We start from the raw sequence: 21,692 nt of genomic DNA, 5'->3' as shown, positions 1-21,692 counted from the left end.
GATAAATCCCCCGATGATTAAGGTGCCCTGCGCCAAAGGAAATAGTTAATCGCGACTATGGTGAGTAGTAACAGCGCCGCGCCGCCGTTGTGGGAAACGGCAATCCCCAGTGGTAAATGCATCACCACGTTTGAAATCCCTAAACTGACCTGCAGTATCACTAAGGCGACCAACAATAGGCTCAGGGCCTTGAGCTGGGTGCTGAAAAATAACCGATAGGCGAGCAACAACAATAGACTGGCGGTAATGATGGCGCCAACACGGTGGGCGATATGAATGGTCATGCGGGCATGGTAATCCAATACGCCAAATTCAAAGCTTGGGTGTTGCCCTTGGAAAGGGGAAAACGCATCGGCAATGGCGAGGTTTTCCATCCAATTACCTTCACAAATCGGCAAAGCCGTGCAGGCTAGGGCCGCATAGTTGGAGGAGGTCCAAGCGCCGAGCATGATCTGACCTATCAGCACCACCAGACTCAGCAACGCCAGTTTCGGTAAGTGTTTACTCTGGCCGAGAAATTTAAGGCTTGTGCCTATCCGCGAACCATGGGCGCCATTAAATCCTGCGCTCGCAACACGCTGACTGTGAATATCAGCGGTTTCGAAAATCCGCCTCGGACGTGTTCGCAGATACAGCAAGAGCAGGAGCGAGAGCAAGCTAAAGCCGCCAATTAAATGGGACATCACGACAATCGGCATTAATTTCATCGTCACAGTCCACATCCCCAACGCCGCCTGAAAGATGATGAGTAACACTATGGCAAAGGGGAGCTTTTTGGGGGCTTGGGATGTTTTCAAGCAAAGGATCAAAATCAGTAACACCAGTATGCCCAAGGCGCCTGCGATGTACCTGTGGATCATCTCGAGCCAGGCTTTTTCGGGATGGATATCGTGGTCTGGAAACAGGGTTTGGGCATGGGAGATCTCATGGTCGTGGGTGGGCACTTTGATATGGCCGTAGCAACCGGGCCAATCTGGGCAGCCAAGTCCCGCGTCCGAGAGCCGAGTGTAAGCCCCCATTAAAATCACTAACAGAGTAAAAACTATGGTGACGCGTAGGAGCCAAGTCAGTTGCATTAGTCTACCCTCGAGAGTTTCAATAACTTACGGAGATCCGCGACCAAGGCCTTACCCTGAGCTAAATGCGCCGCCTTGCCTTGCACTTGGGGGTAACGCAGCACGAGTGCGCCGAGTGGATCGACAATAATCAGCTGCTGTTGGTCAAGCCAATGGCTGAGGCTTTGACTGGCGGGCTGAGTGTTGAAGTTAAAGCTGCTTAATGCGCTTAAGTCACTGTCTGGATTCACCAGAATAAGCGGTTCGACACGAGCCTGATCTGGCCCTAAGGCGGTATGGCTCTGACGCAGGATATACAAGCGCTCGCGGCAAGCTTCATCGCACTTTGCGGGCAATAAATACAGCAGTTGCCATTCCTTAGGCTGAGGATTGTTAAGGCCAAGACTGGTATAACTGGTTTCTGGGCTGATGAGCTCACCGTGGTTGGTGGAGCCGCCTTGATACCAATGCATGCTCAGCACTAACTTAGCGATGACCACAGGCGCGATAAAGGCCAGTAGCAATAACCCCAATGCGCGGTATTTGGCTGTTTGTTGGGAGTCCATATTTGCTCCTCTTATTGTCCCTAATGCTTTGTTTTATTGTTTTTTATTAAAATCTTGCAGGTATCTGTTACTCGGTCTTAGTCGCTTCCTTATCGGCTTGATGCCGTTGTCGTGATTTTTTGAGGTATTTCGCTCCTTGCCAACCCATCAGCCCCGCAAACACAGTTGCCATGGCAAACCATTGCAATGCATAACCCCAATGCTTTTGTGCCGAGAGCGGGAAAGGTTGCCAAGGGTGGGGCAAGGCCTGCGCTGATTGTAATTGGGGTAAGGCATCGGGTTGTAACACCGCGGGCAGGATGGGATGCCCTAACATCTGTGCCATCTCGGGCAGATTGAGATTTTGAAACCGAATCCGTTCACCTTGTTCCGTGGTGGAGGGTTCTGCCAATAAATGATGACTCAAAGGATTAATCTGTTTTTGATAGAGGCGGCCTGTAAGAGTCAATTCACCAACTATGGGGCTGACTTCGGGCAAGGTATCTCGGTGTGATTTAGCAGCAATAAAGCCGAGTTCGAGTAACAGCCAAGGTTGCTCGCGATTATCTGTATGACTTTCTGACGTTATTTGCAGTAATTGAAAGGCGAGATAGCCCACTTGCCCTTGATAGACCTGATTGTCGAGTAACCAGATTTGTGGATTAACGGGGCTGGCTTGAACCTCAAGGCGATAGCCAGTAACGCCACCTTTAGCTAATTCAGCTATGAGCTGTTCAGGATTGAGTGCGGCCGCGGATTGTCTTGCTTCCATTTGTGCGAGTAGTTCGGTTTTTTCAGCGGCCCTGTCCATTTGCCACAAACCCAGCTTGACCAAAATCACGAATACCACCACAGTCAATATCAGCAGTAACAACATTCCCCTATGCAGCCAAATATATCTGGGCAACCCCATTAATTTTGTCAGCAAAACATAAGGATAGCGTATGAACATTCCGTTCATTTTTAAGTGTGTTTTAGTACTGCTGTTACTGTTTATCATTTTTAACCTAGGCAGAGCCTTAATCATTATGGTTAAAGGTGACGATCAAACCGCTGATCACCCTGTGCCTATGAGCCGCTATTTGGGCCGTAGGGTGATGTTTTCTGTACTAGTGATCCTGCTCTTGCTGGTGGCTTTGGGGACTGGAATGCTTGGTCTCAATCCCACGCCGTAAGCTTTCAACTTATTGTTTCAATGAATCTTTAAAGCACATAAACAAAGATAAACAGGCAGAGCCAGACTACGTCGACAAAGTGCCAGTACCAACTGCCCGCTTGGAAGGCAAAATGCTTATCCGCACTAAAGTGGCCTTTTAACACTCTGAAAAACAAGACTAATAGAAATATAGTGCCCAAAGTGACATGCATGCCGTGGAAACCCGTCAGCAGGAAAAAGGTGTTGCCATACACGCCAGAGGTGAGCGTTAGCCCCATCTCATGGTAGGCATGGCTATATTCCTCGGCCTGCAAAGCAAGGAAGCTAATTCCGAGCAAAATCGTGAGTCCCAGCCAGAGGGTGATGGCCGAACGCTTACCCTTTTCTAAGCTGGTATGGGCGAAATGCAGCGTGACAGAGGAGGTTAGCAGCACAATGGTGTTGACTAACGGTAGTCCATTCCATGGCATGGCTTCGGTTTTGGTGCCATCAGGCGTGGTGAGGAGTGGCCAAACGGCCTCGAAGTGTGGCCACAGGACTTCATGGGTCATGGCATTATTGGACGCGCCGCCGAGCCAAGGCACTGCGACCATGCGGGCGTAAAATAAGGCGCCGAAGAAGGCGGCGAAGAACATCACCTCGGAGAAGATAAACCAGCTCATGCCTTGGCGAAACGATCTATCCATTTGATGGGAATAGAGGCCCGTCATCGATTCTTGGATCACGGTTCTAAACCAGCCTACCAGCATAAACAGGATGACGGCTATGCCTGCCAGTAGAATATAGCCACCACCCGAAGCGCCAGATTTGAGTTGATGAACAAAATGTCCTGCCCCAAAGGCAATTAAAAACAAGCCGATAGCACCAACAATCGGCCAAGCACTCTGGGCGGGGACGTAGTAAGTCTCATGTTTAGTGGTCATTTTGCAGCTCCTTGCTCTATGGCAGACGCTAACTGCTTGTCGGTAATGTCGTAGAGGGTGTAAGAGAGGGTTAAAGTGTGGATAGACTCGGGTAATTGAGGATCCACGAAGAAGATCAACGGAAGTTCGGCGCGACTCGCCGCGGCTAAGTGTTGTTGGTTAAAACAAAAACATTCGGTTTTATTGAAATAAGCCGCACCTTGTCCGGGCGAAATAGAGGGAATCGCCTGGCCCACAGTCGCTCTATTCGAGACGTTTTGCGCCAGAAATGCCGTGTGGATAAGTTCTCCCGGATGCACTTCGAGCCGTTTCGTTTGTGGCTCAAATTTCCACGGCATCCCCGTCTGCACCTGCGAGATAAACTCGACCGTTACCACGCGGTTTTTATCCACAGTGATCGCCTGATAACTGCTGGCAGTATTGGAGGTTTTGCCATTAATGCCCAGTTTTTCGCACAGTACATCGTAGAGCGGCACTAAGGCGAACCCAAAGCCAAACATCGCAAGGCAACCTAGCACCAGCAGGCTGATAAGCTTACGGTTGGACTTGATGTTGGGCTGATGGGGTTGGCCTTGCATGTTATTTCACCTCGGGTGGCGTGGTGAAAGAGTGGTAGGGGGCGGGACTTGGTAGGGTCCACTCTAAGCCTTCACTGCCTTCCCAAGGTTTGGCGGGCGCCTTTTCACCGCCCCGAATGCACTTAATCACCAGCACGAGGAAGATAAGCTGAGATAGACCGAAGGCAAAACCTCCAATCGACACGATTTGATTCACATCGGCAAATTGAATCGAGTAATCGGGAATACGCCTTGGCATACCCGCAAGACCTAAGAAATGCATCGGGAAAAACAACACGTTGACCGAAATCACCGAACACCAAAAATGCCACTGGCCGAGCTTTTCGCTGTACATATGGCCAGTCCATTTAGGTAGCCAGTAATAGGCCGCTGCCATGATGGAGAAAATCGCACCCGTGACCAACACATAGTGGAAGTGAGCCACCACAAAGTAGGTATCGTGGTATTGGAAGTCGGCTGGCGTGATGGCGAGCATCAAACCAGAGAAGCCGCCAATAGTGAACAGTATAATAAAGGCCACCGCGAACAACATAGGGGTTTCAAAACTCAGTGAGCCGCGCCACATGGTCGCTACCCAGTTAAACACTTTTACCCCAGTCGGCACGGCAATCAGCATAGTGCAGTACATAAAAAACAACTCGGCAAACACAGGCATACCGGTTGTGAACATATGGTGCGCCCACACGAGGAAGGACAGAATCGCAATACTCGCCGTGGCATACACCATGGATGAATAGCCGAACAATTTCTTGCGACTAAAGGCCGGAACTATGGCGGAGATAATGCCGAAGGATGGCAAAATCATGATGTAGACTTCGGGGTGACCGAAGAACCAGAAGATATGCTGGAACATCACAGGGTCGCCGCCGCCTGCCGCCTCGAAGAAGCTAGTACCGAAAAACTTATCGGTTAACACCATAGTCACGGCGCCAGCGAGTACGGGCATGACGGCGATCAGCAAGAAGGCGGTAATCAGCCAAGTCCAGACAAACAGCGGTAACTTCATCCATGTCATGCCGGGAGCGCGTAGGTTGACTATGGTTACGATCACGTTGATGGCGCCCATGATCGAACTTATTCCCATGATATGAATCGAGAATACAAATAATGCTGTGCTGTCAGGGCTATAAGTGGTCGAGAGTGGTGCGTAGAAGGTCCAACCGAAGTTAGGGCCGCCGCCTTCCATAAACAATGAGCTCAACAATATGGCAAAGGCGAAGGGGAGGATCCAAAAACTCCAGTTATTCATCCTTGGAAGCGCCATATCGGGCGCACCAATCATCATCGGGATCAGCCAGTTAGCCAGTCCTGTAAAGGCTGGCATCACGGCGCCGAATACCATGATTAACCCATGCACTGTGGTCATTTGGTTGAAGAAGTTAGGTTCAACGAGTTGTAATCCGGGCTGAAAGAGTTCGGCGCGGATCACCATGGCCATTGCACCACCGGTTAAAAACATTATGAAACTAAACCATAGGTACAGGGTGCCAATGTCCTTGTGGTTGGTGGTGAGTAACCAGCGCATGATGCCTTTAGGTGCACCGTGATGGTGTTCATCATGGGCGGCAATTTGATCTTGAGTCAGTGTGCTCATCTTAATCCCCTACTGTCCATGGCGAGCAATATCAGCGGGTTGCACTGTATCGCCAGTATTATTGCCCCACGCATTGCGCTCATAGGTAATTATGGCGGCAAGCTGTTGTGGCGTGAGTTGTGTGCCAAATGCCTGCATCGCCGTGCCCGGTTTACCGTGTATCACTATGTCGATGTGATTGGCGACAGGACCCGTTGCGATAGCGCTACCAGCAAGGGCGGGGAAGGCGGGAGGCATACCTGCACCCGTTAGCTGGTGGCAGGCGGCGCAAATCGTGGCATAGGTTTTTTCCCCTTCGGCCATTAGTTCATCATGGCTAAGCGTGGGGAGACTCGCGGGATCGACGCTGGCGGTAGGTTCTGTCGCCGCTTTGGGGGCATCGGTGGTTGCGGGAGGTGGAGTCGTTGCTACTGGTTCGCTACTCGTGCCACCGGATTTATGGGCATCAACGTCTTTGGCTTGCACCGCATCACCCGTGTTATTGCCCCACGCATTACGCTCATAGGTAATCACGGCGGCAATTTCTTGGGTCGTTAATTGTTTGCCAAAGGCTTGCATGGCCGTACCCGCTTTACCATTGAGCACGATTTCAAGATGGCCACTCAGTGGTCCTGTCGCAATGGTGCTGCCTTTGAGGTGTGGGAATACTCCTTGTAAACCTTCACCATTAGGTTGGTGACAGGCCGCGCAGTGACCGAGGTAAACTTGCTCACCCTGAGCCATCAACTCTTCTTTCGTCAGTGTTTGCGATAACGCGGCTTGTGCGGCTTGGGCTGCGGCATTGGCGGCTTGCTTTTGCTCTTCAACCCAAGCATCGAACTCTGCTTCGGGTAATGCCTGCACCACTATCGGCATAAAACCATGGTCTTTACCGCAAAGCTCGGCACATTGGCCACGGTAAATACCGGGTTTGTCGATACGGGTCCACGCCTCGTTGATAAAACCTGGGTTAGCGTCTTTTTTAACGGCAAAGGCGGGCATCCACCATGAGTGGATGACATCCTCTGAGGTCATCAAGAAACGGATTTTGCGATTGATGGGTAATACTAGGGGTTTGTCGACCTCGAGTAAGTAGTGCTCACCCTTGGCTTCACTACCTTCGATTTGAGGTCTTGGGGTTGCGAGAATGCTGTAAAAATCAATGTCTTGATCGAAGTAACTATAATGCCATTTCCATTGAGAGCCCGTAACTTTTACCGTGAGATCGGCATTGCTGGGATCTTCCATGGCAATCAGAGTTTTCGTGGCGGGAATTGCCATTAAGATCAGAATGACAAAAGGAATAATCGTCCACGCGATTTCGACTTTTGTACTCTCATGGAAGTGAGACGCGACCGCGCCCTTGGATTTTCTGTGGTTGATCATGGCATAAATCATCACGCCAAAAACCACTAGGCCTATTGCGCAGCAGATATACAGAATCGTCATGTGAAGGTGATATACCTTGCCACTGATTTCTGTTACGCCAGGGGTCATGTTGAACCGCATGTCCGCTGCGGCCAACGGTGGGGCGAATAGCACCACGAGTAAACAATACAACCATTGCTTCACAAGACTTCTCCTCTGCCAATTGCGAATAGCAACTACAAAGAAGAGCAACACAGTAAGTCTCAACTCTATGCAAACTCTTCAGTTCCCAAAAAAGCTTCTCTGACTTCAACGTGCGTTGGCGGCTTACTTTTGATTAAGTATTGTTACTGCTGGTATTAGCCACACTGGCACATACTGCTGAATAAAACCCATTATTCTCGATTTTTGTGGGCAAGAGATATTCGATAAATCGTCGATATTTTTTGCCTAAACGGGCGATATATTATGCTCGTCTGAATCAAACATACTTGCTGTTTAAAAATTGATCAAGATCACTTCTTTTTCTAATTGTCTGAAAAATTGCCAAAAAAAAGCCCCACATTCACAGGTGAGGCGGCTTTCAAGGCTAAATACGCAGTGCAAAAATTTTAATGAACAGAGCTAAAAAAACTACCTTGGGCAAAGTGAGCGGGTTGCTTGAGTGTCGCGTCCGTAGTCGAGTGATTTACAACACCTTCGAGCACGATTCCCATGGCGCGGGCACTCTTGGCCACAATTTGCAAACGACGATTGTCGCGGGCATCGAGTGAGTGGATCCAAGTAATTACTGCGCTTGAAGTGCCACTGGTTAAGGCTTTTTCCATTGCCCACAGGGTTTCGACTTCATCTTTCGCATGGACTAAGAGAACGCGATCCATACGCACGCCAGCGCTGGCCAGTAACTGTTTGTAGCCAATACTAGGAGGGTTGATGAGCACAACCCAGCGGCCTTGTTGGCTCAGTTGTGCTAACTGCTTGCTAAGCTGCATCAGCTCTTGGCGCCCTTGGCTCTCTGTAGGCATAGTGATGATAGGCGTATGCTGCCAGTCAGTATCGGTTTCGCGTACCGCATCGAGCCATAAACCGGGGTGACGCGGGGCATTACCTAGTAGTTTGTTCATAGCCAATCTCCATTGCGGATCACCCCTACGGCGAGCCCTTCTATTGTTAGACTTTGGAAACTTAAATCGACTTTAATTGGGGAGTAATCTTCATTCTCCGCATGTAGATAAACTAGATTCCCTTTCTTTTCAAAGCGTTTAACTGTTACATCATCGTCAACGCGAGCAACAACTACTTGGCCATTGCGCGCTTGCTGTACTTTATGAACGGCGAGCAGATCCCCCTCGAGGATACCGATGTTCTTCATACTGTCGCCTCTGACACGCAGTAAGAAATCGGCGGCAGGGTGGAACATGCTAGGGTCGACTTGGTAATACTGTTCGACATGCTCTTGGGCGAGGATAGGTTCGCCAGCAGCCACTTGGCCAATCAGTGGTAAGCCTGATTCGCTGTTATCTTCTTCCTCAACTGGGAGGCGGATCCCGCGGGAAGTACCAGGCATGATCTCGATGCAGCCTTTTTTCGCCAATGCCTTAAGGTGTTCCTCGGCGGCATTTGCACTTTTAAAACCCAAACGGGTGGCGATTTCGGCCCGGGTGGGTGGCATGCCAGTCTCGGCAATATTACGTTTAATCAGCTCTAAAATTTCGGCTTGGCGTGGCGTCAACGGTCTCATGTTCTTTCCTGTTTTTCTATACAGTTACTGTTAGTATATACAGTATTATTCGTAGTGCAAGTATTAACCACTTTTTAACGCGATTGGAGAGTATTAGCGAATGTTCCCTAGAATCTGGTATTCTATGGGGCTAATGAACGTACTTACATTGCATAAGAATAATGCCTAAACAAGACTCTCTTTGGTTGAAATCATTACGCTGGATCCAAAAACACTTAGTGCACACTATTGTTGTGCCGCAGGATCCCTTTGCCGATCTGAATCTGGACGCCTCCAGACCGCTTGCTTATGTAATGAAAACAGAATCCCTGAGTGATATTGCTGCGTTAAGCGAAATCACCACTAAGCTGGGTTTGCCAAGCCCTTACGAGCCGCTCGTGGTAAATGGCGTTGTTGCGCCCCGCGTAGTTTGCCTCGAAGGGCGTAAGCCTTTGTTTGGCGAACGTGCTAGTAATGAGCCATTCCTCGAATGTTTTATGCGTTTGTTGGCCGTACATAAAGAAAAGCCTGAGTTAGATATTCAGCTGGTGCCTGTGAGCCTGTATTGGGGCCGTACTCCGGGTAAAGAAGACGACACCATGAAGGCGGCTGTACTTGAGCGTGAAAACCCAACTTGGTTACGTAAGTGCCTGATGATCCTATTTTTAGGCCGCCACAACTTTGTTCAGTTTTCTAATGCCGTATCGCTGCGTTACATGGCCGACGAACACGGCACCGATATGGGGATTGCCCATAAGTTAGCGCGGGTGGCGAGAGTGCATTTCCGCCGCCAGCGCAAGGTGATGACAGGACCTGTGCTGCCTAATCGTCAGGCGATGTTCCACTCCCTGTTGAAATCCGAATCCTTACGCAAGGCGATTCAAGAAGAAGCGGCGAGTAAGAAGATTTCCGAAACCCAAGCTCGTGAAACAGCAATTGAATATCTTGATGAAATTGCAGCGAATTATTCCGATAGCTTAGTGCGTATTGCCGAGCGTTTCTTAACTTGGTTATGGAACAAGCTCTACAGCGGTATCAATATCAAAGGTGCTGAGCAAATCCGCCAGCTTCACCATGATGGTCACGAGATTGTGTATGTACCTTGCCATCGCAGCCATATGGATTACCTGCTGTTATCCTACATTTTGTATTACCAAGGCATGGTGCCACCGCATATTGCGGCGGGGATTAACCTAAACTTCTGGCCAGCTGGGCCGCTGTTCCGCCGTGGCGGTGCTTTCTTTATTCGCCGTAGTTTTAACGGCAATAAACTCTATACGGCCGTGTTCCGTGAATACCTCGATCAGCTGTTTGCTAAGGGATATTCGGTGGAGTATTTCTCTGAGGGTGGTCGTTCTCGTACCGGTCGTTTGTTGGCGCCTAAAACGGGCATGATCGCCATGACGATCAACAGTGTGCTGCGTGGCATCGAACGCCCTGTCACCTTAGTGCCTGTGTATTTAGGTTATGATCACGTGATGGAAGTGGCGACTTATCACAAAGAGTTGAGTGGTAAGAAAAAACAGAAAGAATCTGTATGGCAAGTCTTTGGTGCTATTCGTAAATTAGGTAATTTTGGCCAAGGTTATGTCAACTTTGGTGAGCCGATTACACTGCAAAACTTCTTGAATGAAACAGCGCCTAACTGGCGCACTGAAGTGGCCGACGATCCCGAACAAAAACCGACTTGGTTAACCCCAGCGGTCAACGTGTTAGCGAATCGTGTGATGACCCGCATTAACGATGCCGCCGCCGCCAGTTCTATCACCTTGACCAGCTTAGTGCTGCTGGCGTCGGAACAAAATGCCCTAGAGCGTTGCTTGCTCGAGCGTCAGTTAGATTTGTATCTAACTCTGCTTAAGCGTGTGCCTTACACTTCGTTTACGTCGGTGGCCGAAGGTGATGGCAAGCACTTAGTGCAGCAAGGATTAGAGCTGAATAAGTTCTCCATCCACGCCGATCCTCTGGGTGAGATAGTCTCTATTGATGCGAATCAAGCGATTTCAATGACTTACTATCGTAACAATATCATCCACTTGTTTATCATTCCGTCGTTGATTGCCAGCTGCTTAACCAACAATAAGCAGATTTCAAGAGCCCATATCCTAGGGATTGTGAGTGACTTTTATCCGCTACTGAAGGCGGAGTTATTCATGGGTATCAAGGACCTCCCAAGTTATGTGAATCAAGTGCTGGATCTGTTTATTGAACAGGGCTTAGTGCAGGAAAGCGATACGCTGTCGGTGGTGACCGAGCACACTAGCCAAATGTTGTTGCTGGCCGGAAGCGTTAGCGAGACTTTGCAACGCTATGCGATTATCTTCAATCTGCTGGCCCACAGACCTAAGATGGAGCGTTCGGAGCTGGAGTCTGAAAGCCATCTGCTTGCCCAACGTTTAGGGGCGCTGCATGGAATTACTGCACCAGAATTCTACGACAAGAAACTCTATAACACCTTGAGTGTTAAGCTTAAAGAGTTGGGTTATTTCTCCGAGAAGGAAGATAAATCCGACGTTGAGCGCATTCGCGATCAAGCCAATAGCTTACTTCGAGCCTCAGTGAGACAAACCATAGTGGCGAGTGTGACCGCGGAGCATATCGTTTAATGGCTAACCATATGAATGCGGCGAAGAATAAGCCGGTGGGCAAGTCTTTGCTCGGTGGTGCCATGATTATTGCTGGCACCACAGTTGGGGCGGGGATGTTTTCTTTGCCCGTTGTGGGTGCTGGCATGTGGTTTGGCTACTCGGTACTGATGTTACTCGGTATTTGGTTCTGCATGTTGATGTCGGGACTGTTACTGCTCGAAACCAACCTGCATTTCGAGCCGGGAGCGAGTTTCGATACCCTGACCAAGGAAACCCTAGGCCAGTTTTGGCGGATCGTGAATGGGGTATCGATTGCCTTCGTGCTTTACATCTTAACCTACGCCTACATCAGTGGCGGCGGCTCGATTGTTAACCATAGCCTACAGGGTATGGGGATTGAGCTACCCCAGAGTGTTGCCGGATTAGTATTTGCGGTTGTGCTCGCCTGTATCGTGTTGATCAGCACCAAGGCGGTGGACCGTATTACGACCATAATGCTCGGCGGGATGATCATCACTTTCTTCCTCGCGATTGGTAATTTACTGATCGAGATTGATGTGACTAAGTTGCTCGAGCCGGATGGAAGTCAAAGCTTTATGCCTTATCTGTGGGCGGCTTTGCCCTTTGGTCTGGCAAGTTTTGGCTACCATGGCAACGTGCCGAGTCTGGTGAAGTATTATGGCAAAGATTCATCGACCATCATCAAAGCGATTTTCGTTGGCACTTTCATCGCGCTGATCATTTATGCCTGCTGGTTAGTCGCCACTATGGGCAACATTCCACGCAGCCAGTTTAGTGAGATTATTGCCCAGGGTGGCAATATGGGTGTGTTAGTCGGTGCCTTGTCGAAAGTGATGGAAAGCAGCTGGTTAAACAGCATGTTAACCCTGTTTGCTAACTTAGCTGTGGCGTCTTCTTTCCTCGGTGTGACCTTAGGTTTATTCGATTATTTGGCCGATTTATTCGGGTTCGACGATACGCGTTCGGGGCGGATGAAAACGGCGGTAGTCACCTTTGTGCCGCCGACCATTTTAGGTTTGTTATTCCCCGATGGCTTTTTGATTGCCATAGGTTTTGCTGCCTTAGCGGCAACCGTGTGGGCCGTAATAGTGCCTGCACTGATGGCTTATAAATCGAGACAGCAGTTCCCTAATCATCAAGGTTTTAGAGTCTTTGGTGGCACGCCCTTAATTATCCTTGTGGTGTTATACGGCGTGGTGACTGGGGCTTGTCATCTACTCGCGATGGCGAATTTATTGCCGCAGTTCTCCTAAGTATTTCGCCTACGAATCAAGCCCTCAAACTGAGGGCTTTTTCTTTATATTCATCTTTTTATCGCCAAAACTGGACAGTTGCTCAAACTCCAGCTTAACTCGAACACATTATCTGTTTGATTGGAGTCTGCAATGAGGATTACTCAGTACGCGCAGGGACAGGCCTGTTGGGTCGAACTGGCGAGCCATGACTGGCAGGGTGCACAGGCGTTTTACCACGCGCTGTTTGGGTGGAATGCGGTGGAAATGGCGATTCCTAATGGCCATTTCTCGCTGTTCAACCTCGACGGTGATGACTTAGGTGCCATGTATCAAATCCCTGAGTCGGAACCACAGATCCCTAGCCATTGGCGGATTTATTTTGCGGTTAAGGATATCGAAGCCACGGTTGCCGCCATCCTTGCTGCGGGTGGGCACTTACATATGGGACCGCATGTGGTGGGTGATGCGGGCGTGATGGCGCAGGTGAGTGATCCCGAAGGCGCGCGCTTTGCCCTGTGGCAGGCGAAAAACCACCCTGGCTCACGTCGCCAAGGGGAAGAAAATACCCTGTGTTGGGTGGAGCTGGCCTGCCGCGAACCTAGCGCCGAAGCACGTTTTTACACTCAAGTGTTTCCTTGGACCACGCTCCCCAGTCATGTACCCGGCATCGATTACACCGAGTGGCAAATTAACGGTCAGTCTATAGGGGGCATGATGAAAATGATGCCGGAATGGGGCGAGATCCCCGCCCATTGGATGCCTTATTTTGTAGTTGCGGATTGTGATGCCTTGGCCGCTAAGGCGCAGGGGCTAGGCGCACAGTTATGCGTGCCGCCCAGTGATATCCCAGATGTGGGACGTTTTGCGGTGATTGCCGACGCGCAAGGGGCAACCTTCGCGGTCATCAAATTAAATGAGCTATCTTAAGCTGGCGAGATGACACTTCAGCATAAGCGATCATAAAACCTAGGTTTATTGAGTCATACCTAGGTTTTATATGGTCTTATGTCGATACGCTTATTTCTTTAACCGCTATTGGTTACACCTTAAACTCACTCACTAAACCATCCAGCTGTTGACCTATCCCCAGTAAGCCATTGGCAGAGCTTGCCGCCTGTTTCACCCCCGTCAGAGTACGGTTAGCACTGTCATTGACGCTGTTGATCGACATATTAATTTCTTCCACCACGGTCGACTGCTGCTCGGCAGCGTGGGCCATTTGCGAGACCGAGTGGGTGATCGACATGACCATTTCGGTAATAGTCGAGAGGGCCGATTCCACTTGGGTCACTTGCTCAACCGTGCTGTTGGTGGCTTCTCGGCTTTGTCCCATCATGGTCGCTGCTGAGCTGGATCTATCCTGCAGTGTTTGGATGATTTGTTGGATTTGCTTGGTCGATTCTTGCGTGCGGCTGGCAAGTGAGCGTACTTCATCGGCTACTACCGCAAAGCCACGTCCTTGCTCGCCCGCCCGAGCCGCTTCAATCGCCGCGTTGAGCGCCAACAGATTGGTTTGCTCGGCAATGGCGCGGATCACATCCAGCACGGCACCAATCTTATCGCTGTCGTTACGTAACTGCTCTATGGTGGTGGCTGAGGCTTCGACTTTGCTCGCCAGTTCCTTCATCGAATGAGTGGCGCGGGTGACTGTCTCGCGGCCGAGGAGGGCTTGTGCTTTGGCATCCTCCGAGAGCTTATTGGCGGTATCGGCACTGGCAGCGACTTCGACGGCACTGGCGGCCATTTCGGTAATGGCCGAGGCGACCAGTTGGGTTTCATTCTGCTGCGAACTCATGTCTTGGGTCGCGCTGTGAGTCACACTGTTGAGCTGGGTTGATGCGCTAACCATTTGAACTGTCGTGTCTTTGACTTCGGCCACTAATTGCTGGATCCGCAATACAAAGCGGTTAAAGTTTTTGGCTAGTTGAGTCAGTTCGTCATGGCCATTCTCGGGCAGTCGCTGGGTGAGATCGGCCTCGCCATCGGCGATTTCATTCAGCAGTGCCACCACTTCGCGTATGGTACGCAGCAGGTTTTGGGTCACTATCACTGTGATTAAGGCGGAAAACAAAATTGCGATCAGCAGGATGATGTTGATAAAGGTGATTTTTTGGCTGACCTCCTTAGCAGCTTTATCGCCCGCTTCAGACAGCGACTTCATCGTATTATCTTGCAAATCAGAGGTCATCTGCGCCATTTCGATGCCAATATTATCCAGCTGCACTATGGCTTGATTGCGGTTATTGATTGCCGTGACGACGCTGTTTGCCGCTTGCTCATATTCAGTTAACAGCCCTGCTGCTTGTTTTACCTGAGACTGATAGGTCAGATTATCGAGCGCCGCGGCAAGCTCATCCATAGTGGTGTGAGTATTGACGATTTCATCCCGAAAACGCTGCGCCTGATCGGCTTGGTTATCGAGGAGAAACTTGCTGACATAGAGGCGAGCCAAGAGCAGTTCACGCAGATTTTTACCGGCGTAGAAGGCGCCTTGCACATCGCCATCGGTAAAGGAGTACTGCATGATCTGGGATATTATTTTCTCTATTTCAGGCCCTTTTACATCAAGTATGCCAGTGACTAGCTTGGCTCTTTGTTGTTGATTGGGGACGACTTGCTGATTAAAGATATCCACATAGTCTTTTTCATGCTCAATGATCCGTTGGAGCATTTGGCTGCGCTCCTGATTATCTATATGAGCCTTAGCTTTAGCTAATATGTCGCGGGTTTTACTGTCTTGGGCGCTAAATTCGGCTGCCGTTTCGCTGGAACCAGTTTTGACATAGGTTTTGACCGTCAGGCGCAAGCGATAAATTTCCTGAAGCAGGCTACTGGTGAGATCGCTTTCTGGAGCAAGATCTTCAGTCACGGTGCGCATCCGATTATCAATGTCGGTCAGGGCGAAGTAGCTTAATACCCCTAAAGTGATCAGCATGGCAACGAGAAAGACAGGAACGATAGCAAGCTTTTTAGTGAGCGTTAACTGATTGATAGAAAACATAGTTACCTCAGAGTGAACTTGTCTTCCATGGCTTGGGTTAAAGCGCTAGCTCCTGTACTAGGCACGGCTTGTTTGAGTATAGGAGACTTATTTCGAGGTAAGAGAAAGCTTAAATGAAGTTTCGTTAATATTGGGGCTCATTTGCGAGGGATAACTACATTTAGCTCCTTGGTTTGTAAGAGCAGGCCAGTGGCGATATACCTCGCCACTGGCCGTATGCGGTTAGTTTGGATTGTCGATTAACAGTGTGGCTGGGCAATTAGTCTTTTTCGCCTTCGGCGCCTTCGCGAGCAGACTCGGTAAAGAGTCGGAGCTGTTGATGACCTGAGGCAGGCTGATGCGGATTTCACTCAAGAGTCCTTTGGCACAGTCTAGGGTGACCTTAGTGTGTGCACCTTGGCCAAAGCTGGCATCAAAGCTTTGATTTAGCTCTTGTTGAGTCACTTTTTTACCAATTCTTTCATGGATAAATTGTTGTACCCATGCCGAGGCATTCACTTCCTGCGTCAGCTGAGTCGCCAGTAAGAAGTAGTCATTAGGGTCTTGGTTGCGACAGGTGCCATGTTTCCACCATTCATGGCGCTCTAAACAGCTGCCGTAGCGGGCACTTGGCATCACTTCCTCGAGATTTTTTTGGACAGAGGCATTCAGCGGCACCTCGGGATAATCACAAAAATCACTCGGTTGTTGTTTCACGCTGCTGCAAAAGCCGTAACGGGTGCCACATTGCTGGCGATTCGGCCACAGGCCATGCAGACTAAAGTGTTGCCACTGAGGCGCATCACTCGTTTGGCTTAAGGCGCGGCACTCGGGTTTACGACTGCCATAGAGTTCGCAAAAGGTGCTCTGCCAACTTAGGGCTAGCACATTGGAGTCGTAGTTATCCTCGATTTGGCACACATTGCCTTGGCGCTTCTCTGGCGTGCCACGTTCTTGCGGGTTTTCACTCTTAACCGCCGTGCTCTCACTAGTGAGGTTTGTTTGCGCGGGCTCGACATTCGCTGTGGGCTGAGCGGTCGCTATGGATTCGGCGGGCGCTGTAGCTGCGGCATTGTATTGTCCGCAATCACCTTTTATCCAACGCAGTGGCGAACTGGTAGCATTGGTGCGCACCCTGAGCCAATCGGGGTTGGCACTGTTACCTAAAATTTCGGCAACGGGATAACGCTCGCCAATATTGCTCTGCCAATCATCGGGATTGGTTTGTTTATTTTTAGACTGAAACAGTTCGCAGCGCTTGTTAGCGACAAACTCTCCCGAGGCGGGCGCCGCCTGAAGGGCTATGGGCGTTAAAGCAATCAACAACAGCCCCAGCAAGCCAAAACTATGGCGACAAATACCTGCGCGGTTGTGGAGGGGAAGAGAAAATAAAGCTGTCATTCGCTGGCGTCCTTTCTGCTATAGCGGTGGCACAAACACATGGCGTTGCAAGCTGCTATTGTGCAGTGAAATTGTAGAATGTGCTAATGGGATAGCTACTCGATGTTTGCAAAATCTTCGAGTTCTGGTTAAGGTGCCATGATGAAAAAATATTCTATTGCTTTTCTTACATTTACTTTCGTAACCACTTGGTGGCGCTCAGTCATATAGAGCGGCGCTAGGCTTTTTACATTCACTAGCTGCCGGATGGCAACGAGTGAATATCTATCAGTGTGTCTCCGGTCGGCTAATTTTTTGGAGATATACCATGCAACAACATTCATCACTATCCATTCCTGCCCAACCAGATAAAGTGCTGACTGGCGATAGAGCCACAGGGCCTTTGCATTTAGGTCATTATGTTGGTTCGCTGAAGCAACGAATTGAGTTACAGCATAGATTTGAGCAGACTATTCTCGTCGCCGATATGCAAGGATTGACGGATAACGGTCATCAGCCACAAAAAGTGGCTGCAAATATCTTAAATGTGGTTGCCGACTATCTCGCAGTGGGCATAGATCCTGCGAAAACAACTATTTGCTTGCAATCTTCTATCCCCGCGTTAGCTGAGTTGACTATGTACTATGCAAACTTGGTTTCGATTGCCAGATTAGAACGTAATCCCACTGTTAAAAATGAAATCAATAGCAAGGCCTTTGGGCGTTCGATTCCCGCAGGATTTTTGACTTATCCAATTAGCCAAGCGGCGGATATCACAGCGTTCAAAGCCACATTGATTCCTGTCGGGGATGATCAGTTGCCAATGTTGGAACAGACTAATGAAATTGTCAGAAAACTGAACCAGATTGCGCAGGATGAGGTGCTGGTTGAATGTCGACCGCTGTTAAGTCATATGACACGTCTACCGAGTGTGGATGGAAAAAGTAAGATGTCAAAAACGATCGGCAATACCATTATGCTTGGATCGAGTGAACAAGATATTTCGAAGGCTGTGAAGGCTATGTATACCGATCCCACGCATATAAATATAAACGATCCCGGTCGAGTCGAAGGCAACGTTGTATTTACCTATCTCGACGCTTTTCATCCTGATCTTCAATATGTTGCTGAACTAAAGTCCCATTATCGTGCAGGTGGATTAGGGGATGGAAAAACGAAAGCGATTTTAGAGGAATGCTTACAAAGCTTACTTGCCCCCATTCGTAAGCGTCGCGCTTTGCTCTTAGCCGATAAGGCTCAGTTAGTGTCGATTCTTAAGGAGGGAACCGCTAAGGCTCGCGAAGAGTCGGATGGGGTTTTAAGACGAGTCAAAACTGCCTTTGGTTTAAATCTATTTTGAAATGACCTAAAAAACATAACCCCTAGCGTTAATCACGCTAGGGGTTACGCTGAATTAAAGCAAAGGATTACTCTGCTTTATTGATTTGGCGCGCGTAGATCAACAGATACAGTGCTGGCAGCACAAACAGCGACAATATCGGTGCTGTGACCATACCGCCGACCATAGGTGCGGCGATTTTTTGCATCACATCGTTACCCGAACCTGCGCCCCACATAATGGGTAATAGGCCGAAGAAGATGGTTGCGACTGTCATTGCTTTAGGGCGAATACGCATGACCGCACCTTCAATCAAGGCTTCTTTTAAGTCCTCGACTGTGTGGTAAGTGTTTTTCTCCTGCCGATGTTTAATGGCGTTATTGAGGTACACCAACATCACCACCCCGAATTCGGCTGCGACCCCAGCAAGGGCGATCATCCCCACTGCGACGGCGACCGAGATGTTGTAGTCGAGCAGATACAATAACCAAGTGCTACCCACGAGGGCGAAGGGGAGGCTGAGCATAATAATGCTGGCCTGCATGGTCGAGCCAAAGGTCATCATCAGCAGGATAAAGATCACCCCGAGTGCCATAGGGATCACTTGCTTAAGCTTGGCATCGACCCGCTGCATATACTCGTACTGACCCGCAAAACTATAGCTGTAACGGGGCGGCACAACGAGTTCTTCATCTAAAGCAGTTTTTGCTGCGGCGATATATTCACCAATCGAAGTGCCTTCGATATCGATAAATACCCACGAAATTAACCGGCCGTTCTCACTCTTAAGCATTGGCGCGCCATCGTTAATTTCGATATCGGCCAAGTTACGCAGCGGCAAATAATGCCCTGATTTAGTGATCACCGGCAGTTCGCGCAGTTTCTCGATATTGTCACGCAGTTCACGTGGGTAGCGCAGGTTAATGGGGTAACGCTCCGCGCCTTGAACCGACTCACCAATGTCCATACCGCCAATCGCGTAACGTACTACATCTTGGATATCCTGTAGCGTCATGCCGTAGCGGGCGGCCACATCGAGTTTAGGGCTGATATCGATATAGCGACCGCCACCACTGCGTTCGGCGTAGGCCGATTTAGTGTGTGGCACTTTACTCAAGATGGCCTCAATCTTAGCACCTAGGGTTTGTAGCTCATTGACATCGGCGCCAGTGATCTTAATCCCTACGGGGGTTTTAATCCCCGTCGACAGCATATCGATACGAGTTTTAATCGGTTGCACCCAAGCGTTGGTTAGGCCGGGCACTTTTACCGTTTGTTGCAGCTGATTGATGATGCCGTCTAAGGTCATGCCCTCACGCCACTCTTCGTGGGGTTTAAGCATAATCGTGGTTTCGAGCATAGTCAGTGGCGCAGGATCGGTCGCGGTTTCGGCGCGGCCGACCTTACCAAATACGCGGGCTACCTCAGGGACGGTTTTAATCAAACGGTCGGTCTGTTGCAGCACTTCGGCGGCTTTACTGGCGCTGATCCCTGGCAGTGCCGTTGGCATATAGAGTAAATCCCCCTCTTCTAGGGCGGGCATAAACTCACTGCCCATACGCGTCATAGGATACCAAGCGCTCGCCAATGCCACTAAGGCAAGCAGAATGGTGATTTTAGGGAACTTAAGCACCAGCTTTAATGCCGGTTGATACAGGGCAATCAACACGCGGCTGATAGGGTTACTGCGCTCGCTTGGGATTTTCCCACGGATAAAGTAACCCATGAGAATCGGCACTAAGGTGATAGATAAAAATGCGGCCGCCGCCATGGCAAAGGTTTTGGTGTAGGCGAGCGGTGCGAATAAGCGTCCTTCCTGCGCCTCTAGCGCGAAGACCGGTACAAAGCTTAAGGTGATGATAATCAGTGAGAAAAACAGCGCGGGGCCGACTTCAATCGAGGCTTCAGTCACAATGCGCCAATGCTCTTTTACCGAAGGCTCACGGTCGTGCTTGGCTTTAAAATGCTCCAAATGTTTGTGCAGGTTTTCGATCATCACGATGGCGCCGTCAACCACAGCACCGATAGCGATGGCGATCCCGCCAAGGCTCATGATGTTGGCATTCACGCCCATTTTATTCATCACGATAAAGGCGATAAGAATCGACAGCGGCAAGGTGATAACGGCCACTAAGGTTGAGCGCGCATGCAGCAAAAACAGCAGACACACTAAGCCCACGACCAGCATTTCTTCGACCACTTTGCTGAACAGGTTATCCACGGACTTTTGGATCAGTTGCGAGCGGTCATAGGTTGGAATGATTTCCACGCCGTCAGGCAGACCGGTTTTTAACTCTTCAAGTTTGACTTTAACCGCATCGATAGTTGCTAGGGCGTTTTCACCGTAACGCATGACCACAATGCCGCCCACGACTTCGCCTTCGCCATCTAGCTCGGCAATACCACGGCGAGAAGCCGGGCCTTTACGGACGGTGGCAACATCCTTGAGCAACAAACCTGTGCCTGATGGGCTAGTGATCCCTAAAGGAATTTCGCGAAAATCCTCTAAGGTTTGGCGATAACCCTTAGCGCGCACCATGTACTCTGCTTCGGCCATTTCGACCACAGAACCACCGGCCTCGCTATTGGCTTTATCTATCGCTTGCTTAACGGCGGCGATATCGAGCTTGTAAATCGCCATTTTGTCCGGCTCAAGCACGATTTGATAGGTTTGCTCCATGCCGCCGACGGTCGCAACTTCGGAGACACCAGCAACACTTTGTAGCTCAAGTTTGAGATACCAATCCTGTAAGCTTTTCAGTTGCGACAGGTCTAAGTTGCCGGAGCGATCGACCAGTGCGTACTCAAACACCCAACCCACACCTGAGGCATCGGGGCCGAGCGAGGGTTGCACCCCTTGGGGTAAGCGACTGCTGATCTGACTTAAATACTCCAACACTCGTGAGCGTGCCCAATAGATGTCGGTGCCATCTTCGAAGATCACATAGACATAGGAATCACCAAACATCGAATAACCCCGCACGGTTTTCGCACCGGGCACGGCTAACATGGCGGTTGAGAGTGGGTAAGTCACTTGTTCTTCAACCAATTTTGGCGCTTGACCCGGATAAGGAGTCTTAATAATCACCTGCACGTCGGATAAATCCGGCAAAGCATCGAGCGGCGTTTTACGCAGCTCCTGTATCCCCCAGACAGTGATCATCATGGCGATAATCAACACCATGAGCCTTTGTCTGATCGAGGACTCGATAATATATTTCAACATAATCC

17 protein-coding genes are annotated in these 21,692 nt (G+C 49.8%); 5 read left to right on the top strand and 12 right to left on the bottom strand.

The window, feature by feature from the left end; translation table 11 throughout:
- Nucleotides 1–17: 17 nt before the first annotated feature.
- The 3 genes from K0H59_RS20170 to K0H59_RS20160 all read right to left on the bottom strand — a co-directional run bounded on the left by K0H59_RS20170 (nt 18) and on the right by K0H59_RS20160 (nt 2,600).
- Nucleotides 18–1,076, bottom strand: coding sequence for a heme A synthase (locus tag K0H59_RS20170; protein ID WP_220054173.1), 1,059 nt, complete (start codon nt 1,074–1,076; stop codon nt 18–20).
- Nucleotides 1,076–1,621 (bottom strand): hypothetical protein, encoded by a 546-nt coding sequence (locus K0H59_RS20165; RefSeq protein ID WP_011718714.1) that lies wholly within the window; start codon nt 1,619–1,621, stop codon nt 1,076–1,078. Before K0H59_RS20165 ends, K0H59_RS20170 begins: the two co-directional genes overlap by 1 nt.
- A 67-nt stretch (nt 1,622–1,688) precedes the next feature.
- Complete coding sequence (locus K0H59_RS20160; RefSeq protein ID WP_220054172.1) at nt 1,689–2,600, bottom strand: SURF1 family protein; 912 nt, start codon at nt 2,598–2,600, stop codon at nt 1,689–1,691.
- Here K0H59_RS20160 and K0H59_RS20155 point away from each other — a divergent pair.
- Nucleotides 2,545–2,775, top strand: a complete 231-nt coding sequence (locus tag K0H59_RS20155; RefSeq protein WP_088212503.1) for a DUF2909 family protein — start codon at nt 2,545–2,547, stop codon at nt 2,773–2,775. The genes K0H59_RS20160 and K0H59_RS20155 overlap by 56 nt on opposite strands.
- Before the next feature lie 28 nt (nt 2,776–2,803).
- Here K0H59_RS20155 and K0H59_RS20150 read toward each other — a convergent pair whose 3' ends face one another.
- The 6 genes from K0H59_RS20150 to lexA form a co-directional block, all read right to left on the bottom strand.
- On the bottom strand, nt 2,804–3,679 hold the full coding sequence (locus K0H59_RS20150) for a cytochrome c oxidase subunit 3 (RefSeq protein WP_133181674.1): 876 nt from the start codon (nt 3,677–3,679) through the stop codon (nt 2,804–2,806).
- Nucleotides 3,676–4,257: a cytochrome c oxidase assembly protein gene (locus tag K0H59_RS20145; protein ID WP_188870788.1), complete on the bottom strand. Its 582-nt coding sequence runs from the start codon at nt 4,255–4,257 to the stop codon at nt 3,676–3,678. Before K0H59_RS20145 ends, K0H59_RS20150 begins: the two co-directional genes overlap by 4 nt.
- Before the next feature lies 1 nt (nt 4,258).
- Nucleotides 4,259–5,851, bottom strand: coding sequence for a cytochrome c oxidase subunit I (ctaD, locus tag K0H59_RS20140; protein WP_011627583.1), 1,593 nt, complete (start codon nt 5,849–5,851; stop codon nt 4,259–4,261).
- Nucleotides 5,852–5,860: 9 nt separating this feature from the next.
- Entirely contained in the window at nt 5,861–7,402 is a 1,542-nt protein-coding gene (coxB, locus tag K0H59_RS20135) for a cytochrome c oxidase subunit II (protein ID WP_220054171.1), read from the bottom strand.
- 407 nt (nt 7,403–7,809) lie between these two features.
- Entirely contained in the window at nt 7,810–8,322 is a 513-nt protein-coding gene (locus K0H59_RS20130) for a cell division inhibitor SulA (protein WP_011718708.1), read from the bottom strand.
- Nucleotides 8,319–8,939, bottom strand: a complete 621-nt coding sequence (gene lexA, locus K0H59_RS20125) for a transcriptional repressor LexA (RefSeq protein ID WP_011624510.1) — start codon at nt 8,937–8,939, stop codon at nt 8,319–8,321. Before lexA ends, K0H59_RS20130 begins: the two co-directional genes overlap by 4 nt.
- 161 nt (nt 8,940–9,100) lie before the next feature.
- Here lexA and plsB point away from each other — a divergent pair, with 161 nt between their 5' ends.
- The 3 genes from plsB to K0H59_RS20110 all read left to right on the top strand — a co-directional run bounded on the left by plsB (nt 9,101) and on the right by K0H59_RS20110 (nt 13,689).
- The gene (gene plsB, locus K0H59_RS20120) at nt 9,101–11,524 is read left to right on the top strand and encodes a glycerol-3-phosphate 1-O-acyltransferase PlsB (RefSeq protein WP_220054170.1); all 2,424 of its coding nucleotides are present in this window, start codon (nt 9,101–9,103) and stop codon (nt 11,522–11,524) included.
- Nucleotides 11,524–12,780, top strand: a complete 1,257-nt coding sequence (gene mtr / locus K0H59_RS20115) for a tryptophan permease (RefSeq protein WP_220054169.1) — start codon at nt 11,524–11,526, stop codon at nt 12,778–12,780. The genes plsB and mtr overlap by 1 nt, the downstream gene beginning before the upstream one ends.
- Before the next feature lie 132 nt (nt 12,781–12,912).
- The gene (locus K0H59_RS20110; RefSeq protein WP_220054168.1) at nt 12,913–13,689 is read left to right on the top strand and encodes a VOC family protein; all 777 of its coding nucleotides are present in this window, start codon (nt 12,913–12,915) and stop codon (nt 13,687–13,689) included.
- Nucleotides 13,690–13,801: 112 nt separating this feature from the next.
- On the opposite strand, the gene K0H59_RS20105 is transcribed toward K0H59_RS20110, so the two are convergent.
- A complete protein-coding gene (locus tag K0H59_RS20105; RefSeq protein ID WP_220054167.1) occupies nt 13,802–15,763 on the bottom strand; it encodes a methyl-accepting chemotaxis protein in 1,962 nt (653 codons plus the stop codon).
- Between the two features lie 222 nt (nt 15,764–15,985).
- The gene (locus K0H59_RS20100) at nt 15,986–17,143 is read right to left on the bottom strand and encodes a ribonuclease T2 (RefSeq protein WP_220054166.1); all 1,158 of its coding nucleotides are present in this window, start codon (nt 17,141–17,143) and stop codon (nt 15,986–15,988) included.
- A 307-nt stretch (nt 17,144–17,450) separates the two neighbouring features.
- Here K0H59_RS20100 and trpS point away from each other — a divergent pair, with 307 nt between their 5' ends.
- Nucleotides 17,451–18,482 carry a tryptophan--tRNA ligase gene (trpS, locus tag K0H59_RS20095; RefSeq protein ID WP_220054165.1) on the top strand — a complete coding sequence of 344 codons (1,032 nt, stop codon included), beginning with the start codon at nt 17,451–17,453 and terminating at the stop codon, nt 18,480–18,482.
- Between the two features lie 67 nt (nt 18,483–18,549).
- On the opposite strand, the gene K0H59_RS20090 is transcribed toward trpS, so the two are convergent.
- On the bottom strand, nt 18,550–21,687 hold the full coding sequence (locus K0H59_RS20090; RefSeq protein WP_220054164.1) for an efflux RND transporter permease subunit: 3,138 nt from the start codon (nt 21,685–21,687) through the stop codon (nt 18,550–18,552).
- Between the last annotated feature and the right edge of the window lie 5 nt (nt 21,688–21,692).

Source organism: Shewanella sp. FJAT-51649 (assembly GCF_019457435.1).
Lineage (GTDB): Bacteria > Pseudomonadota > Gammaproteobacteria > Enterobacterales > Shewanellaceae > Shewanella > Shewanella mangrovisoli.
Note: the sequence above shows the minus strand (reverse complement) of the source record. Positions and strands in the feature narration are given on the sequence as shown.

What these genes read in the sequence shown, in the direction of transcription:
- ctaD (WP_011627583.1), bottom strand. Translation starts at nt 5,851, where the DNA reads ATGAGCACACTGACTCAAGATCAAATTGCCGCCCATGATGAACACCAT.
- K0H59_RS20150 (WP_133181674.1), bottom strand. Translation starts at nt 3,679, where the DNA reads ATGACCACTAAACATGAGACTTACTACGTCCCCGCCCAGAGTGCTTGG.
- K0H59_RS20165 (WP_011718714.1), bottom strand. Translation starts at nt 1,621, where the DNA reads ATGGACTCCCAACAAACAGCCAAATACCGCGCATTGGGGTTATTGCTA.
- trpS (WP_220054165.1), top strand. Translation starts at nt 17,451, where the DNA reads ATGCAACAACATTCATCACTATCCATTCCTGCCCAACCAGATAAAGTG.
- K0H59_RS20130 (WP_011718708.1), bottom strand. Translation starts at nt 8,322, where the DNA reads ATGAACAAACTACTAGGTAATGCCCCGCGTCACCCCGGTTTATGGCTC.
- mtr (WP_220054169.1), top strand. Translation starts at nt 11,524, where the DNA reads ATGGCTAACCATATGAATGCGGCGAAGAATAAGCCGGTGGGCAAGTCT.
- K0H59_RS20170 (WP_220054173.1), bottom strand. Translation starts at nt 1,076, where the DNA reads ATGCAACTGACTTGGCTCCTACGCGTCACCATAGTTTTTACTCTGTTA.
- plsB (WP_220054170.1), top strand. Translation starts at nt 9,101, where the DNA reads ATGCCTAAACAAGACTCTCTTTGGTTGAAATCATTACGCTGGATCCAA.
- K0H59_RS20160 (WP_220054172.1), bottom strand. Translation starts at nt 2,600, where the DNA reads ATGATAAACAGTAACAGCAGTACTAAAACACACTTAAAAATGAACGGA.
- K0H59_RS20145 (WP_188870788.1), bottom strand. Translation starts at nt 4,257, where the DNA reads ATGCAAGGCCAACCCCATCAGCCCAACATCAAGTCCAACCGTAAGCTT.
- K0H59_RS20090 (WP_220054164.1), bottom strand. Translation starts at nt 21,687, where the DNA reads ATGTTGAAATATATTATCGAGTCCTCGATCAGACAAAGGCTCATGGTG.
- K0H59_RS20105 (WP_220054167.1), bottom strand. Translation starts at nt 15,763, where the DNA reads ATGTTTTCTATCAATCAGTTAACGCTCACTAAAAAGCTTGCTATCGTT.
- K0H59_RS20155 (WP_088212503.1), top strand. Translation starts at nt 2,545, where the DNA reads ATGAACATTCCGTTCATTTTTAAGTGTGTTTTAGTACTGCTGTTACTG.
- K0H59_RS20100 (WP_220054166.1), bottom strand. Translation starts at nt 17,143, where the DNA reads ATGACAGCTTTATTTTCTCTTCCCCTCCACAACCGCGCAGGTATTTGT.
- K0H59_RS20110 (WP_220054168.1), top strand. Translation starts at nt 12,913, where the DNA reads ATGAGGATTACTCAGTACGCGCAGGGACAGGCCTGTTGGGTCGAACTG.
- lexA (WP_011624510.1), bottom strand. Translation starts at nt 8,939, where the DNA reads ATGAGACCGTTGACGCCACGCCAAGCCGAAATTTTAGAGCTGATTAAA.